At 52.4% G+C, this 15,096-nt stretch carries 17 protein-coding genes; 1 reads left to right on the forward strand and 16 read right to left on the reverse strand.

Features of this window, described 5'->3' with window-relative positions; genetic code table 11:
- Window positions 1–106: 106 nt before the first annotated feature.
- The 5 genes from ACTRC3_RS04265 to ACTRC3_RS04285 are packed head-to-tail and all read right to left on the reverse strand — an operon-like array spanning window position 107 to window position 4,133.
- The gene (locus ACTRC3_RS04265) at window positions 107–931 is read right to left on the reverse strand and encodes a PTS system mannose/fructose/sorbose family transporter subunit IID (protein ID WP_349164197.1); all 825 of its coding nucleotides are present in this window, start codon (window positions 929–931) and stop codon (window positions 107–109) included.
- Window positions 932–1,669, reverse strand: coding sequence for a PTS sugar transporter subunit IIC (locus tag ACTRC3_RS04270; protein ID WP_178039367.1), 738 nt, complete (start codon window positions 1,667–1,669; stop codon window positions 932–934).
- 45 nt (window positions 1,670–1,714) lie between these two features.
- Window positions 1,715–2,206, reverse strand: a complete 492-nt coding sequence (locus ACTRC3_RS04275; protein WP_178039366.1) for a PTS sugar transporter subunit IIB — start codon at window positions 2,204–2,206, stop codon at window positions 1,715–1,717.
- A 16-nt stretch (window positions 2,207–2,222) separates the two neighbouring features.
- The gene (locus ACTRC3_RS04280) at window positions 2,223–3,050 is read right to left on the reverse strand and encodes a ketose-bisphosphate aldolase (protein ID WP_178039365.1); all 828 of its coding nucleotides are present in this window, start codon (window positions 3,048–3,050) and stop codon (window positions 2,223–2,225) included.
- A gap of 42 nt (window positions 3,051–3,092) precedes the next feature.
- A complete protein-coding gene (locus ACTRC3_RS04285) occupies window positions 3,093–4,133 on the reverse strand; it encodes a zinc-dependent alcohol dehydrogenase (protein ID WP_440321808.1) in 1,041 nt (346 codons plus the stop codon).
- Window positions 4,134–4,411: 278 nt separating this feature from the next.
- On the opposite strand from ACTRC3_RS04285, the gene ACTRC3_RS04290 reads away from it, so the two are divergent.
- Entirely contained in the window at window positions 4,412–5,173 is a 762-nt protein-coding gene (locus tag ACTRC3_RS04290; RefSeq protein WP_440321810.1) for an SDR family NAD(P)-dependent oxidoreductase, read from the forward strand.
- 3 nt (window positions 5,174–5,176) lie between these two features.
- Here ACTRC3_RS04290 and ACTRC3_RS04295 read toward each other — a convergent pair whose 3' ends face one another.
- The 11 genes from ACTRC3_RS04295 to ACTRC3_RS04345 form a co-directional block, all read right to left on the reverse strand.
- The gene (locus ACTRC3_RS04295; protein ID WP_440321812.1) at window positions 5,177–7,063 is read right to left on the reverse strand and encodes a BglG family transcription antiterminator; all 1,887 of its coding nucleotides are present in this window, start codon (window positions 7,061–7,063) and stop codon (window positions 5,177–5,179) included.
- 139 nt (window positions 7,064–7,202) lie between these two features.
- Window positions 7,203–7,877 carry a SpoIIIAH-like family protein gene (locus tag ACTRC3_RS04300; protein WP_440321814.1) on the reverse strand — a complete coding sequence of 225 codons (675 nt, stop codon included), beginning with the start codon at window positions 7,875–7,877 and terminating at the stop codon, window positions 7,203–7,205.
- Window positions 7,874–8,449: a stage III sporulation protein AG gene (locus ACTRC3_RS04305; RefSeq protein ID WP_440321816.1), complete on the reverse strand. Its 576-nt coding sequence runs from the start codon at window positions 8,447–8,449 to the stop codon at window positions 7,874–7,876. The genes ACTRC3_RS04300 and ACTRC3_RS04305 overlap by 4 nt, the downstream gene beginning before the upstream one ends.
- A complete protein-coding gene (locus ACTRC3_RS04310) occupies window positions 8,442–8,828 on the reverse strand; it encodes a stage III sporulation protein AF (RefSeq protein WP_440321817.1) in 387 nt (128 codons plus the stop codon). The genes ACTRC3_RS04305 and ACTRC3_RS04310 overlap by 8 nt, the downstream gene beginning before the upstream one ends.
- Before the next feature lie 9 nt (window positions 8,829–8,837).
- Window positions 8,838–9,884, reverse strand: coding sequence for a stage III sporulation protein AE (locus ACTRC3_RS04315; protein WP_440321819.1), 1,047 nt, complete (start codon window positions 9,882–9,884; stop codon window positions 8,838–8,840).
- A 2-nt stretch (window positions 9,885–9,886) separates the two neighbouring features.
- Window positions 9,887–10,270: a SpoIIIAC/SpoIIIAD family protein gene (locus tag ACTRC3_RS04320; protein ID WP_349164205.1), complete on the reverse strand. Its 384-nt coding sequence runs from the start codon at window positions 10,268–10,270 to the stop codon at window positions 9,887–9,889.
- 27 nt (window positions 10,271–10,297) lie between these two features.
- Window positions 10,298–10,492 (reverse strand): stage III sporulation protein AC, encoded by a 195-nt coding sequence (spoIIIAC, locus tag ACTRC3_RS04325; RefSeq protein WP_158362197.1) that lies wholly within the window; start codon window positions 10,490–10,492, stop codon window positions 10,298–10,300.
- 19 nt (window positions 10,493–10,511) lie between these two features.
- Window positions 10,512–11,030 carry a stage III sporulation protein AB gene (locus ACTRC3_RS04330; RefSeq protein WP_178039356.1) on the reverse strand — a complete coding sequence of 173 codons (519 nt, stop codon included), beginning with the start codon at window positions 11,028–11,030 and terminating at the stop codon, window positions 10,512–10,514.
- On the reverse strand, window positions 11,003–12,016 hold the full coding sequence (gene spoIIIAA, locus ACTRC3_RS04335; protein WP_440321822.1) for a stage III sporulation protein AA: 1,014 nt from the start codon (window positions 12,014–12,016) through the stop codon (window positions 11,003–11,005). Before spoIIIAA ends, ACTRC3_RS04330 begins: the two co-directional genes overlap by 28 nt.
- A gap of 103 nt (window positions 12,017–12,119) precedes the next feature.
- Complete coding sequence (alaS, locus tag ACTRC3_RS04340) at window positions 12,120–14,759, reverse strand: alanine--tRNA ligase (protein ID WP_440321824.1); 2,640 nt, start codon at window positions 14,757–14,759, stop codon at window positions 12,120–12,122.
- Window positions 14,760–14,846: 87 nt separating this feature from the next.
- Window positions 14,847–15,095, reverse strand: coding sequence for a kinase (locus tag ACTRC3_RS04345; RefSeq protein ID WP_440321825.1), 249 nt, complete (start codon window positions 15,093–15,095; stop codon window positions 14,847–14,849).
- Between the last annotated feature and the right edge of the window lies 1 nt (window position 15,096).

The raw sequence follows: 15,096 nt of genomic DNA on the forward strand, positions 1-15,096 counted from the left end.
CCCTTTGTACTGTCAGATCCCGATTTCAAAAATGGCTGTCGGAGTGCTTGCACCCTGACAGCCATCTCTCCGTCTCAACTAATCCGTCAAATTTGTTTCGTTCCGCTTACGCGCTGAAGATGCCAAGCAGACCGAATATGATTGCAAACACTACCATTGCCAGAATAATATGAATGGACTTCTTTCCGCTGCGCAGTGCCTTTACACATGCAAGAGTCAGCAGAAGGGGAAGAATCTTCGGGCAGATGGCGTCAAACAGAGCTGTCTGAATATTGAACTCTGTACCGCTGATGGTAAAATTCAGCGCGCACTGCAGATTGACGTAATTTACAATCAGACCACCCATAACGCAGCATCCTACGATACCGGCTGCATTCATGATCTTATCCAGGGTTCCTGCTGCCATCACATCAACGATGGCGTCTCCGCCCTTATTATAACCAAGTTTGAAGCATGCCCACATGCAGCCAACCATAATGGCGTACATTGCAACCGCGTAAATAATCGGTCCAAGAACCAGTCCGTTGTTGGTCAGGTCAATACACAGGGCCAGGACAATCGGAATAATAATACCCTGAATCAGGGAATCACCAATACCTGCCAGCGGTCCCATCAACGCAGATTTCAGGCCTACGATCTGGTCTGCGTCGCAGTCCGCTCCTGCTGCCACCTGCTCCTCCATGGCGATGGTTACGCCGTGGATAACCGTACCTACCTCAGGTTCGGTATTCAGGAAGGTCAGATGACGTGTCAGGGTCTCTTTCTGCTTCTCCACATCGTTCGGATACAGTTCCTTTACAACCGGAACCATGGAGTACATAAATCCAACGCCGTGCATGAACTCATAGTTGCCGCCTACGGCACAGGATAAAAACCAGTTTAAAATAGATTTCTTCTGTGTGCTTTTGGAAACCTTTACTACCTCAGCCATTTATGCCACCTCCGCTTTCGTACGATAGAAATACAGAACCGCGCCTACAAAACCAATCATCGCAATCGGGATCAGGCCTAGGCTTAAGTAAGCGGCTGCAATAAAGCCTACCAGAAGCCAGATGCGCGCCTCGTCCTTGAAGATGAAGGAAAGGTTGATTGCAATACCAACTGCAGGAAGCATACCGCCGATAAGAGATACAACGGTCAGAATCTTGCCGTTCAGTATGTCTGCCAGAGAGTATACCAGATCGGAACCGAAGTACGCGCAGAGCATACAGGGGATACCGTATCCGATAAAGGTAATAATCAGTGGAAGCAGCCAGGCCGGAATCCACAGAGAATTAATTTTGCCGTCATCAATAAATTTCTGAGCCAGATGTCCGCATGCAGCCAGAACTGTCATCAGCATCGTGTACAGCGCGATAGCTACCAGACCTACCGGAACTGCCAGAACCAGAGCCGCGTCCATATCAAGACCGGTGGCCAGAACAAAAGCGGTACTCAGAACGCCAGCCGCACAGGGGTCTGCCGGGGAAGCTCCGCCGGCTCCAATCCATCCCAGGTAAATCATGTTGATCTGCGCACCAATCATCGCGCCTTCCAGCGGTTTTCCGAATACCAGGCCTACCAGGAAGCCTGCAACCAGAGGTTTGCTGAATACGAAATAGCCTCGTGCGAAGGAATTGTTACCAATCCAGTAAATTACACCGCACAAAAATGCTTGAAATAGTGTCATAACTGTACCCTCCTTGTAACATTACATATCTTTTGCTTGCCTATCTCATTTTAACAATTTCGCCAGGTCAACCGGTGCATTGTCAATCGCCAGCTGGTAGACCATGGTTACTCCCTTGTCAATCAATGCCCGCATAGCGTCCTTTTCACTGTCGCTTGCGAACAGATCCCGGATTAACTTCTTCCGTTTTCCGTATTTGTTGCCACTGACTGCCGCGGAACCGCAGATGATTTTGTCATATACGACTCCCGCTTCATTCATGCGCAGAAAGCTCTGTGCGCATTTGGTCAGAAGCATCACTTTCTCATTTTCAGGGGAATCCTCTTTCAGATATTCAATCGCCTGATCCACGGTGAAAATCTGCAGTTCCGTTCCAGCCGGCTTCATTCCCATAAAGATCTTACAGGTAAACTTATCATTTACCAGATCATCATCTGCAAGAACGATTACATTCGCATGGGTCGCCTGCATCCATTTGGTACAGACTTGTCCATGCAGTAATCTCTCATCGATTCTTGCCAGGACAACGTTTCTCATGTTTTTCCTCCTTTCCTTATGCCTTTCCGGTAGATCCGCACAGGTCCATGTGATGTGCCGCTACAGCCTTTGCTCCTTCGCCCAGCTTCTCATACAGATCGTACGGTGCCCAGCTTCTGAAGTTCTCCGGAAGTGATTCCTTATAGTTCTTATAGCTGTCAATTGCTCCTGTGTACAGCTCATAAGCAACATTCAGTTTATTGATTCCCATGCTGCAGGCCTTCTTCAGGTTCTCATCACCTGTACCGGATCCGCCGTGCAGTACCAGGGGTACCGGAACGGTATCGCGAAGCTCCTCCAGCAGTTCAAACTGAAGCTTCGGGGTATCCTTATACGCGCCGTGCGCGGTTCCGATGGCTACAGCCAGCGCGTCTACGCCAGTCTCCTCAACGAATCTCTTCGCCTCATCCGGACGGGTAAATACGCTCTCATCGCCCATGGCCACATGTCCCAGCTCTGCCTCTACGCCCATACCGCATGCATGCGCGATTTTGGTCAGTTCCTTTACCTGTGCCATATTTTCTTCAAACGGAAGCTTGGAGCGGTCTACCATGATGTCTGTGAAGCCTGCGTGGATAGCCCAGATAGCATGCTCGTACTCTGCGCCATGGTCCAGGATAATGGATACCGGAACGCTGGCCTGTGCAGCCTGCTCACGCGCCCATTTTCCGAAACGCATGATGTCGTTCTTGCCGTACATGAACAGCATAATAACCGGGGAACGCTTCTCCTCTGCCGCCTGCAGGCACGCCATGAAGTTGATTTCATTACCGATTCCAAGTGCCGGAACGCAGTAGTTTTCCGCTTTTGCTTTTGTCAGAATGTCTTTGATATTTGCTAACATGTGATGTTTTCCTCCTTATTTTCTGTCGGTTCTTCGGTTGTCTTATTTATACTCGATGATGCAGCGGAAGGTATCCGGGCGAAGTGCTGTCTCAAACGCTTCCTTGCACTGCTCCGGAGTAAATACACCGCTGACCAGTCTGGACGGGTCGATGATACCCTTTCTCAGGCAGTTTACAGACTCGGTAAAGGAACGAACGCTCGGGCTCTTGGTTCCTGTAATCTTCACGCCCTTGCTGTGAACATATCCTACATCCAGCGGAACCTCCTTGCCGGCATGTACGGAGCTGTACATCACTACAGTTCCTCCGGGAGCTGTCATCTTGATGGCCTGCTCTGCAACAGCTGCCACAGCTGTGGTATTAAATACTGCTTCGGCACCCATACCGTCAGTGTGATCCTTTACAAACTGAACCGCATCCTCTTCCATCGGATTGAAGGTCAGATCACAGCCAAGCTCCTCGGCAAGCTTTCTTCTCTCCGGGTCAATCTCGCTCATGATTACGTAAGCGCCTCTTGCCTTTGCGCACATCACATGGAGCTGTCCCATGATACCGCCGCCGATAACGACCACATTATCGCCAAGGTTGATGGTGGTCTGGTTGACGCTCTGGATAACGCAGCCCAGCGGCTCTGCGAACACAGCCTTTTCTGTGGGCATATCATCCGGCATGAAGTATACCTGATCCAGATTCAGTTTAATATACTCGCCAAGTCCTGCTGTTCCGGGAATCTCATAACCATCATCGATATCATCTGCCATCTTGCAGAGATTTTCCATGCCGTGACGGCAGAAATAACATTTTCCGCAGGGCTTTTTAATCAGGTTTGCCACGATTTTCTTTCCAATCGGATATGCCTTCGGATCAACGTTTTCGCCAATCTCCGCAATCTCACCTGCTACCTCATGTCCGCCTACAAACGGGGGTGTAATATACTTAATAACTCCGGAGTACATACGCTCCTCCCAGGTACAGAGCGCGCAGCCATTCACCTTCATCATAACCTGGTTCTTACCGAGCACAGGTTTCTTCACTTCACGAACTTCAACCTCGCGCTCGCCTGTAATCGCTACTACTTTCATTTCTTTATCTCCTTTCTGATGCTTGTGCACATTTTTCACACATTCCGATAAACCTTCAAGCCCTTCCATTGCTGTCTCTGACTTTATCTAGACTATAGCATGTTCCCTTCCGTCATAAAATACCAAACCACTTCCGTATCGATGCAGAAGTATTGTACGTATTGACTATTTTATACATATCTATCTTTCTAGTTTTGTATATTTTGACGGATTTCTCTTGTAAGCGCAGGAAAACCATATTATAATAAGCCTGATTCAGATAAAGGAGGTTTTTAGACATGAATTTACAGCTGACAGATAAAATCGCGATTATTACAGGCGGCACCAGGGGAATCGGAGCCGGAATTGCCCGGGTTCTTGCCTCTGAAGGCGTCCATCTGGCGCTGGCTTACCGTTCCGATACCGAAAGGGCGCTCCAGTTTACACGGGAGCTCACCGCACAATACGGTATACAGGCCTATGCCATACAGGCCGACGTCACCATTCCGAAAGAAGTTGACACTTTTTACCAGAAGGTACTCACACTCTTTCCCACTGTCCACATCCTGATCAACAACGCTGCCGGCGGCACGCCGGAAAACATACCAATGGAAGATCTTACCTTTGACCAGTGGCAGGCCTGCATGAACGGCTGCCTGTCCCACGTTTTTACCATGTCCCAGGCCTTTATACGGGAGTGCAAAAAGTCCGCCCATGGCGGACATATCGTCAATGTTTCCGCAAAAGCAGCCTTCCACAGCGCCAGTCACAATAAAATACCATACGCCACGGCCAAGGGCGCTATCGCAACCCTGACCCAGCGTATGGCAAATGATCTGATCGAAGACGACATTTTTGTAAACGCCATTGTCCCCGGTTATGTTCTCAGTAATTATTACCGGGATCCGGAATCGCCCCAGTGCAAAGCCAAAGAAAAGGATCTGCGCATCGGCTGGGCCACACCGGAAGATATGGGAAACATCACCGCTTTCCTCTGTTCGCCTCTGTCCCGGCAGATCATTGGCGCTGTCATCGACTGTTCCGGCGGCACCATGCTGTAATATTTACAGGAAGAGCTGTTTCAAATCCTCCGTCGAGTAACATCTCTCCATCATTTCTCTGCCTTTGGAGCTGCAGAGAATCTGATAAGATTCTGCCAGCTGCTCCAGCAGCCCGTCGTAGGTACGGGCATAGCTGACCAGGTGCCAGACTTCCGTCTCATTTTCTCTGCGGTATACATAGGTTTTCTCATCTGCGTTAATACCGATAGCCACCTGCAGACAATGTCCCCAGGACAGACGTTTTCCCTGATAAGGCATTGTCCCGCGGAAAAAGTTATCCTTTACCTGCTCCACCGTATACAGTGCGAAATTTCCTTCTTCATACTGCCTTCTCAGCCGCTCCAACGAAAAATCCGTCTCCAGCCAGCTGGCTGCGATGGTATCCTGGATATTCCGGATATCCGTGTCCGACATGACGCAAGACACCTGGATACAGGGAATTCCCATATTCTTCAGCGGCACCGTGGAAATAATAAAATCGACAGGCTCCATAGACGCAAGCTTCTCCAGCTGAATCATGGATACCACGTCCAGGATACGATAAGTCGGAAAATACTGGCGCAGCTTGGTTTCCAGCAGCTGTGTCGCCCCAAATCCGCTGTTCGTGACCACCAGAATCTTCTTTTCCATGCGTTTGGCTTCCAGCATTGCCTGATAATAGATTGCAATGTAAGAGACTTCCTTGATGCTGATCTCCTTCCTGCCGTATTTCCGGCAGATACACCAGAGCGCCGCCTGACACAGTCCCAGCAGTTCTCCGTAATTGGCCTCCATATCCTCCAGAATCCGGCTTTGAATCCGGATATCGTACTTCACCCGGTTCAGAAGCGGACGTACATGGGCCAGCAGTCCCTCCATCAGCTGAGAATCCGGCTCTACTGTGATCCGCAAAGCCTTCAGCATATAGTGACTCAGCTCCTTTACCAGCACCGGCGCAAAATCCGTCTCCTCCAGACAGTTCTGCTCCGATTTTCTCGGATATTCCTGTTTTCCCGGCACAATATCAGAGGATACCAGATAGCGGTACAGATAAAAGCTCTCCTGCTCTGCCGCCTCCCAGTGTTTGCGGATTATTCCCAGGAGCTCCTTCGCGAAATTCAGCAGCACCGGTTGAATTTTCGGGAATTTATGCTCATCCCATTCGATAAAATGGCCTCTCCTGGTTCGGGACGCGCAGATCAGTATATGATCCCGCAGATAGCTGTAATAAGGCTCCGTAATCGTGTGGCTGCATTGCTGTTCCAAATACCGCATAACCTCGCCGGACAGTTCTACTTCTTCCTCTGTAAAAAAACCCGTATGAATAAAATGTGTTTCTTCTTCACCGGACTGCATATACTCGCCCGGCGTAATCTCCGTATTCTTGGACGGATTATTCTCCCGCACCCAGGCCGCAATCGCATGGCGAATTCCTTTTTCCGGCCCTTCCAGGCTTCTGCCCTTCCGGCTGGTTACCAGCGTCAGCCCGTAATCAGCCACCCAGCTCTCAATGGCCTTAAAATCATTGACAATACTGGCTCTGCTCACATAGAATTCATCTGAAAGCTTCTGTATCGACAGGCAGCTCTCATCCATCAAAAGCAGACGTTTAATAATCTCCATCCGCCTGAATTCCGCAGGCACAGGGCCTTCCTCATCTGCGTTGCTGCGCAGGCCGTTCAGCAGTTCCTGATTTCCCCTGGCTTTCGCCGGAAGCAAAATGCCGCTTCCCGTCTTGCGAATCAAGGTCACATGAAATGGATTCAGATATTCCTGAATCGCCTTGATATCCTGTAAAACTGTTTTGTCCGATACCTGGAGTTTTTCCGCCAGATACTTGGCGGAGCGAAATTTCTGCTCATTTAATAAGAGTTCCAAACATTTTTTCTGTCTCGTATTTAAGTTCGCCATGGGTCTCTTCTCTTTTCTGTAGCATCGCTTCAGAGCAGTTCCTTTTGTCAGGAACTGCTCTTTCCTGTTTGTTTCTAACATTTTCTATAACATTGCACGTCTGATTATACAAGAAATCTTCTTCTCTGTAAAGCCACCTCTACTCCATCTGTGCCGCCGGGGTAATTACAATGTTCTCTCCGGAGATCCCGGTTTTCCGCTTTACAATATCCTCAATCTGGGCCCTGCCCGCGTCGTCCACATTTTCCATATTAACCACCACATCGGCCTGGCCGTCGGTAATACTGACCACCACGTCCTCGAAGCCCTTGGCTGCCAGCAGGATTTCCGCCGCTGCTTCCTTCTCGGCGATATCCGTCAGCTCCACCATGCTGTCCACTGCCTCCTGCTTCTGGGCTTCGGAGATATTGGTATTGTTGATAACCTCCAGAAGGGTTTCCTTGTTTTTGGAGCGCAGCTGCTCCCGGCTAAGCTTCGCCTCCGCCGCGAAGCCGGTTCCCGCCGAAGAACTGGCCAGCACCGCCTCACCGGGTTCTTCTCCCTCCTCCACTTCCGCCGTCTCTTCCCCGTCGGAATCCAGGCTTTGGATATCGCCATCTGCGAACTGCAGCTCCTCCAGTCCGGTCTGGGCATAGAGATCCTCCGCGGAAATGTCGTCCGCGGCGGACGCTTCATCCGCGGCAGATGCGTCGCCTCCGGTCTGCAACTTCGCGCCACTGAGCTTGCTGCCGGAATAATTTAAATACCCGGCCACCGCAATCATAATGGCAAGCGCGGTGATGATCATCTGGTTCTTTTTAAATATGTTTTTCACTTTGCACCCTCCAACTTCATTATTTTTACTTTATGCGCCTCGATGGGAAATAATGCCTGCACAGCCTCCAGAAGCTCCTGCTTCACCACGGCACTGTCGCCGCCCTCCGCCAACACCAACACTCCTTCGATATTCGGCTCCAGCTCCTTCACCACATAGGGGCTTTTGCCGCCGCTGCCGTCCTCAAAATATACCGTCTCTTCGCCCCAGTCCTGCTCGTCGGTGGTGCGGCTTCCGCCACTGCTGTCCGTTTCTTCCACACTTTTCCGGGATTCCGGCGTATCCTTCTCCACGATCCGTTCTCCCCGGGATTCCAGAGTCACCATGACCTCCACCCGACCTGCGCCTGCCACCTGGCTTAGGATGGCAGACAGACGCTTTTCCAGCTGTTCTTCATAGGTTAATGTGGCAGTATCTGTCCCTGCTGCCCCCTGGGTCCCGGAAATGTCCGCGTCTTTTTTGTCTGCCCCCATAGTCCCCGTCGTAGTCGGAAGTGCAATTACCACCAGCAGAACACCAAAAAGCAGGAGTACCACCAGCCGCTCCTTTTTCGGCTTCTTCAGCTTACTCATCCAGTACAATTTCCACTTTGATGTCTGAGCTTCCACCTTGCTCCTCCTCTCCGTCCGCCGGATTTTCTGTGCCGTCCCCGGTCAGCTCCTGCTTCCGCTTTTCTATCTCCCGCGCATAGTCCACTTCCAGTTCCGCCTGCCGCCGCGTGAAATCCTGAAGCTCCTCGTCATAGGTCTGCTCTGCGTAAATGCTGTCCAGCGTACCAGACAGGCCTGCCACGGATAACAGAGGCGACAGCACCACCAGCATCAGCACAATCCCCATGAAAAAACGGACATATTTCTTCTGGCCTTCCTCCGGCAGAAGATGGAGAATTACGGTCATCAGGATAGCATAAAACGCGATGTCACGAATCCAGCCATATAGAAACTCTTTCATCCCTGCCTCCTACCCACGCACCGACACGGTCACCACCACAATGGTCATCACAAAGAGCACGGTCACCGTAAAAACCGCCTGAAATAAAAGTCTTACGCCCTCTCCAGCCCCGGACACACAGCCCGAAAAGCGCTTATCGCAAACCGGCTGAATCAGGGCGGCGGTTCCCTTTAAAAGCAGGGTCAGCACGCCAAGCTGCACCAGCGGTCCCAGGCAAAGCAGGGCCAGCACCAGCACCGCAGACGCCCCCACGCCATTTTTCAGAAGCACCGCAGAGCCCAACAGCACATCTGCCACGCCGCCTGCCGCGTTACCGACGCCGGGCAGCATCCGGGCGGCCCTCGTAAAAGCCGTATTTTTCAGGGAATCAATGGCCGGGGTAATCATCCCCTGAATCGTGTTGAACCCCACCACCGCCGTCAGCAGAATTTTCAGCGCCCAGCCCACCGCTTTTCCCGTAAGCTCAGTCATCTGGGACAGGTATTCCTCCTTTGTCAGATGATTGATGAAAACCAGAAGCATATACAGGTTCAATACCGGCAGCAGCGCCTCGCCAATCAGCCAGTCCAGCGCGTAGATAAGGCCCAACAGGAACTGGTAAAACACCAGCGCTGTAGCACCGCCCGCCGACAGGGTCACCGCCAGGCACCAGGCCGGAATCAGGGCCTTCATAAACTCCTGCACCGAAGCGAATACCTGTCCAGCCAGCTTTGCCGCCCCGGAAAATACCTGCAGCAGCAAAAGGAACAGCAGCAGATAGGTCATTTCAAAACTGATTTCCCCGATCTGATCATTTTTAAATACGTCAGTAAAATTCTTAAGGAGCGCCGCCGCAATCCCCAGTACCAGAATCGACACAAATATCTGTTTATCCTGGGTGAAGCTCCGTCCCGCTTCCGTAAGCGCCGTCCGAAAAAAGCTCTCCAGCGTAAAGGGCTGCTCCCCGGACAGCAGGGAAAGCACCGTATCCCGAAAGGAAAAGCTCTGGTTCAGGATCTCGTCCATGGCCCTCTGAATCTCCGAAAAATCCAGTTGTTCCAGTGTAAACGTGTCCATACTCACCCTCCCAGGAAGCTCTGTATCGTCTGAAGCAGCGCGCTCACAATAGGCATGCTGACCGCCAGAATGGACAGCTTCGCGAAAACGCCGATCTGCCCGGCCACTGCAGCGCAGCCTGCGTCCCGACAGATATCGGCGGCAAATTCTGAGATGTAGGTGATGCCGATGATTTTCAGCAATACCTGAATGTAGGCGCTCTGGATGGAAATGGCACTCTGAATCAGACGGATATTTTCTATCACCAGACTTAAGCGCTCTGCCACAGGAAAAAGCAGCAAAATACCCGTTCCGGCGCTGACACAGACGGCATATTCCGGTTTTGTCTGTTTCAGAAACAGAGCCAGAAAAACGCCGGTAATTCCAATCATGACTGCCTGGATCATCTCATTTCCCCCTCTCCTGAAATGAAGCTAGAGTGCAAACAGCTGCTTCATAGTATCAAACAGTTCAAAGATGTAGGGCAGAATCCAGAACAGCACCAGTACCAGTCCCGCCAGACTGGTGAGAAAGGCCTGCTCCTCCCGTCCGCTGTGCTTCAAGACCTGACAGATCACTGACACCAGAATTCCCACTGCCGCGATTTTAAAAATGAGATTCACACTCATAATTCCTCCCTCTGTGAAATCAAAGCAAAAGTATCACCAGGAATACACCGCCTGCGATCCCCAGGCTCTGATAAAGCTTCTGCCTGCTACCCATATGCTCCTGCGCCTCAGCGATACTGTTCTCCAGCTGTTCCAGATAAAGCCGGATGGCTGCGAGCTGCATTTCCGCGTCCAGATACCCCAGCACCTCGCCCAGACTCTCCAGCTGCTCCAGGTCAGCCCGCACCAGATGCAGTCCCTTCAGATGCTTTGCCTCTTCCATTTTCCAGACCTCTCCCAGCGTCCGTCCATCCGCTTTTTTCAGCTCGTCCGCAGTTTCGGACAAAAAAGTACCGAAGGGCACTGGCAGCCGCACAGACACATGACAGAATGCCTCCGGAAGAGGCAGGCGGGCGTAGCGTATCTCACCCTGAAGCATGTAGACCAGCTGCTTCAGGATACGGAGCTCCCGTACGCGCCGTTTTAAATCACCGCTGAAGCTTGCCCCAATGCCTGCCGCCGAACATAAAATCAGGCAGGCGCCTGTGATTTTGAGCATAGGATCTTCCCCTTTCCGTCCAGGATGGCTCGCACGGTTCCCGGTCCATGCCGCGCATCCAGCACCACGAAGCGTTCGAAAATTCCCGTCTGCAAAAGTCCCGAAACCAGGGGCTTTTGACGAATCTCCTCCAGGCTGCTTCCGTGTACGGTGGCCAGGATGCGACAGCCGCAGGAAATGGCGTTTTCCATAGCTTCCATATCTGCATTTCCACCTATCTCATCCACGGCGATGAGCTCCGGGGACATGGAACGCACCAGCATCATCATGCCCTCGGCTTTGGGACAGCCGTCCAGAATGTCAGTTCGCACTCCCACATCCAGGCCCGGAACGCCTAAGTGACTTCCGCCAATTTCGCTTCGCTCATCCACTACGCCTACCCGCATTCCCCGAAAACCGGTACGGCCATTGGAGATCTGACGGATTAGATCCCGCAGCAATGTGGTCTTACCGCAGCGGGGCGGGGAGATCAGAAGCGTATGGCAGAGGCCTTCCGAGCTGTAGAGCCAGGGCAGGACGGCGTCGGCGCAGCCTTTGACCTCATGGGCGACTCGAATGTTCAGACTGGTGATATAGCGAAGGGTTTTAACCTGGCCGTTTTCCGTCACTGCTTTTCCTGTGACGCCGATGCGGTGACCGCCGGGCAGGGTAAGATACCCCTGACGGATTTCATCCTCATAAGCATAGAGGGAATAGGCTCCGGCAAATTCCAGGGTTTCGCGGAGCTCCTGTGCAGTGACCTGGTGAGCGGATTTTGGGCTTCCCGTTTCATAGCCATCCTCGGTCAGGAAGGTTTCCCGTCCCCGATACCAGAGAGTCAAGGGGCGCGCCTGAGACAGGCGGATTTCCTGCAGCTCCTTCCAGTCTAAATTGACTTTTTTCAGAAGCTGGCGGAGCGGCAGGGACAGGATAGCGGAAATTGCTTCCTGTGGGGGCGGCGATACCTGATATGGTTCTGTTTTTGGTTGTGAATTAGTTGGCTGCATGTCCTCTCACCTCTTAAGACAATATATGTGAGGGCAGGCCAAAAAAAGAACCGGCAGTTTGCTTTCGCTCCTGCCGGTTCTCTGATATACATCTGTGTAATTTTTATTTCATCTGCTCGGCTGCTACCTCGGCTGCCTTGGCGATGGCTGCGTCGATGCCATCCGCATTCTTGCCGCCGGCCTGTGCCATGCCGGGACGTCCGCCGCCGCCACCTCCTACGAGGCCTGCAATGGCTTTAATCAGGTTGCCTGCGTGAGCGCCCTTCTTCTGAGCTCCGTCAGTGGCGGTGGCCATGAGACTTACCTTGCCATCAACGGCGCTGGCCAATACGACCACGCCTTCACCCAGCTTTTCCTTCAGCTGATCGCCCAGATCCCGGAGACCGTTCATATCTACGCCCTCCAGCTTGGCTGCCAGTACCTTGACGCCGTTTATGTCTCTCACCTGATCCATCACGTCGCCCAGGGCGTCCTTCGCCGCCTTGCTCTTCAGAGCCTCGTTCTCGCTGTGCAGCTCTTTGATCTCTGCCAACAGATGCTCAATCTTCTCAGTTAAGTTTACCGGAGTAGTCTTGGCTGTCTTAGCTGCCTCCTGAAGCTGCTCCTCCACATTCTTATAATAAGCAAATACGCCGTCGCCGGTCAGCGCCTCGATACGGCGCACGCCCGCAGCGATACCTGCCTCGGATACAATCTTGAATACCATGATCTGAGAGGTGTTCGCCACATGGGTACCGCCGCAAAGCTCCTTGGAGAAGTCGCCCATGGATACCACACGCACCTTCTCTTCGTACTTCTCGCCGAACAGAGCCATCGCTCCGGTCTTCTTCGCTTCCTCGATATCCATAACGTCCGTCACAACCGGAAGCGCCGCCTGGATTTCCTGATTTACCTGAGCCTCAACCTTCTCGATCTCCTCCGGCGTCATAGCCTCGAAATGAGAGAAGTCAAAGCGGAGACGATCCGGGGTTACCAGAGAGCCCTTCTGCTCTACATGGCTGCCGAGGACAGTCTTCAGGGCTTTCTGAAGCAGATGGGTAGCACTGTGGTTCTTACAGGTATCCGCGTGCTTCTTGGCTGCCACCTCCAGGGTTACCTGATCGGATACCTTGAACATACCCTTGGTCACACGTCCCACATGGCCAATCTTGCCGCCGCGGAGCTTGATGGTATCCTGTACCTCGAACTCGCCGTTCTCGGAACGGATCACGCCGGTATCCCCCTGCTGACCGCCCATGGTAGCGTAGAACGGGGTCTCCTTTACGAAAATGGTTCCGCTCTGGCCGTCGGTCAGCGCCTCTGTCAGCTCGCTGTCGGTGGTCAGTACGGTAATCTCGGACTCTGCGGTCAGGCTGTCATAGCCTACAAAGGCAGAAGTCACCTTCGGATCGATCTGATCGTACACGGTAGCGTCGGCTCCCATGTAGTTGGTCACCGCGCGGGCCTCTCTTGCCTTGACACGCTGCTCCTCCATGGCTGCCTGGAAGCCCTTCTCGTCTACGGACAGGCCCTTCTCCTCCAGGATCTCCTTGGTCAGGTCTACCGGGAAGCCATAGGTATCATACAGCTTGAAGGTATTCTCACCGGAAAGCACCTTCTCACCCTTTGCTTCCATCTCTGCTTCCATGTCTGCCAGAATGCTTAAGCCCTGGTCGATGGTCTTATTGAATTTTTCTTCCTCCTGGTCGAGAACCTTGAAAATGAACTCGCGCTTCTCGTCCAGCTCCGGATAACCGTCCTTGGATCCCTCGATGACAGTCTCGCTAAGCTTGGCCAGGAACTTACCCTCGATGCCAAGGAGACGTCCGTGGCGGGCTGCCCGGCGGATCAAACGGCGCAGTACATAGCCCCGTCCCTCATTGGTGGGCATAATACCGTCGGAAATCATAAAGGTAGCGGAACGGATATGGTCGGTAATCAGACGAATCGATACGTCCTTCTGTTCGTCCTTCTTGTATTCGGTGTGAGCCAGCTCGCAGACCTTGTCCCGGAGCGCTCTTACGGTATCCACGTCAAAGATGGAATCCACGTCCTGCACCACGCTTGCCAGACGCTCCAGACCCATACCGGTATCAATGTTCTTCTGCTTCAGCTCGGTATAGTTGTTGTGGCCGTCGTTGTCAAACTGGGTAAATACGTTGTTCCAGATCTCCATGTAGCGGTCGCAGTCGCAGCCTACGGTACATCCCGGCTTGCCGCAGCCATACTTCTCGCCTCTGTCATAATATACTTCGGAACAGGGACCGCAGGGGCCTGCGCCGTGCTCCCAGAAGTTATCCTCCTTGCCGAAGCGGAAGATCCGCTCTGCCGGAATCCCGATTTCCTTATTCCAGATGTTGAACGCCTCGTCGTCCTCCACGTAAACGGACGGATACAGACGATCCTTGTCCAGTCCCACCACCTCGGTCAGGAACTCCCAGGTCCAGTGAATCGCCTCGTCCTTGAAGTAATCGCCGAAGGAGAAATTGCCCAGCATCTCAAAGAAGGTGCCGTGACGGGCGGTCTTTCCTACATTTTCAATATCGCCTGTACGGATACATTTCTGACAGGTGGTCACTCTGCGACGGGGCGGAATCTCCGCGCCTGTGAAATACGGCTTCAGCGGAGCCATACCGGAGTTGATCAGCAGAAGACTGTTATCATTGTGAGGTACAAGAGAAAAACTCTTCATTGCCAGATGTCCCTTGCTCTCAAAAAATTCCAAGAACATTCTTCGAAGTTCATTTACGCCATACTGTTTCATTTGTTCCCTCCTAAGCCCGTTCTTATCAACGGGCTGTCTCTATTCCATAATCTTTTTTATTATAAATTCTGGAATAGGGTTTGTCAATTACCAGCGTTTCATTTCCCGGATCAGCTCTTCCTCGTAGTCGCCGAGGACCTCCTGCTGACGGCCGCCGTGGTAGAGATTGGTCTCTGCGCCGCGCTCACCGTTTTCCTCAAACTCCCAGATGTGATAGGGGACGCCGCGGTAGGAGAAGTCAACGCTGCCAAGCCCGTCCTCCTCCGTATATTCATATTCCCAGCCCTTTTCCTCCAGAAAGGCGCGGACGCGGGAAAGATACTGTCTTTCTTCCATA

The organism is Laedolimicola sp., assembly GCF_051972735.1.
Lineage (GTDB): Bacteria > Bacillota > Clostridia > Lachnospirales > Lachnospiraceae > Laedolimicola > Laedolimicola intestinihominis.

Coding starts and splice junctions, on each gene's coding strand:
- ACTRC3_RS04320 (WP_349164205.1), bottom strand. CDS start 10,270: ATGATCCAGGCAGTCATGATTGGAATTACCGGCGTTTTTCTGGCTCTG.
- ACTRC3_RS04310 (WP_440321817.1), bottom strand. CDS start 8,828: ATGAAAGAGTTTCTATATGGCTGGATTCGTGACATCGCGTTTTATGCT.
- ACTRC3_RS04270 (WP_178039367.1), bottom strand. CDS start 1,669: ATGACACTATTTCAAGCATTTTTGTGCGGTGTAATTTACTGGATTGGT.
- spoIIIAA (WP_440321822.1), bottom strand. CDS start 12,016: ATGCAGCCAACTAATTCACAACCAAAAACAGAACCATATCAGGTATCG.
- alaS (WP_440321824.1), bottom strand. CDS start 14,759: ATGAAACAGTATGGCGTAAATGAACTTCGAAGAATGTTCTTGGAATTT.
- ACTRC3_RS04315 (WP_440321819.1), bottom strand. CDS start 9,884: ATGGACACGTTTACACTGGAACAACTGGATTTTTCGGAGATTCAGAGG.
- ACTRC3_RS04295 (WP_440321812.1), bottom strand. CDS start 7,063: ATGGCGAACTTAAATACGAGACAGAAAAAATGTTTGGAACTCTTATTA.
- ACTRC3_RS04285 (WP_440321808.1), bottom strand. CDS start 4,133: ATGAAAGTAGTAGCGATTACAGGCGAGCGCGAGGTTGAAGTTCGTGAA.
- ACTRC3_RS04290 (WP_440321810.1), top strand. CDS start 4,412: ATGAATTTACAGCTGACAGATAAAATCGCGATTATTACAGGCGGCACC.
- ACTRC3_RS04345 (WP_440321825.1), bottom strand. CDS start 15,095: ATGGAAGAAAGACAGTATCTTTCCCGCGTCCGCGCCTTTCTGGAGGAA.
- ACTRC3_RS04280 (WP_178039365.1), bottom strand. CDS start 3,050: ATGTTAGCAAATATCAAAGACATTCTGACAAAAGCAAAAGCGGAAAAC.
- spoIIIAC (WP_158362197.1), bottom strand. CDS start 10,492: ATGAGTGTGAATCTCATTTTTAAAATCGCGGCAGTGGGAATTCTGGTG.
- ACTRC3_RS04330 (WP_178039356.1), bottom strand. CDS start 11,030: ATGCTCAAAATCACAGGCGCCTGCCTGATTTTATGTTCGGCGGCAGGC.
- ACTRC3_RS04305 (WP_440321816.1), bottom strand. CDS start 8,449: ATGAGTAAGCTGAAGAAGCCGAAAAAGGAGCGGCTGGTGGTACTCCTG.
- ACTRC3_RS04265 (WP_349164197.1), bottom strand. CDS start 931: ATGGCTGAGGTAGTAAAGGTTTCCAAAAGCACACAGAAGAAATCTATT.
- ACTRC3_RS04275 (WP_178039366.1), bottom strand. CDS start 2,206: ATGAGAAACGTTGTCCTGGCAAGAATCGATGAGAGATTACTGCATGGA.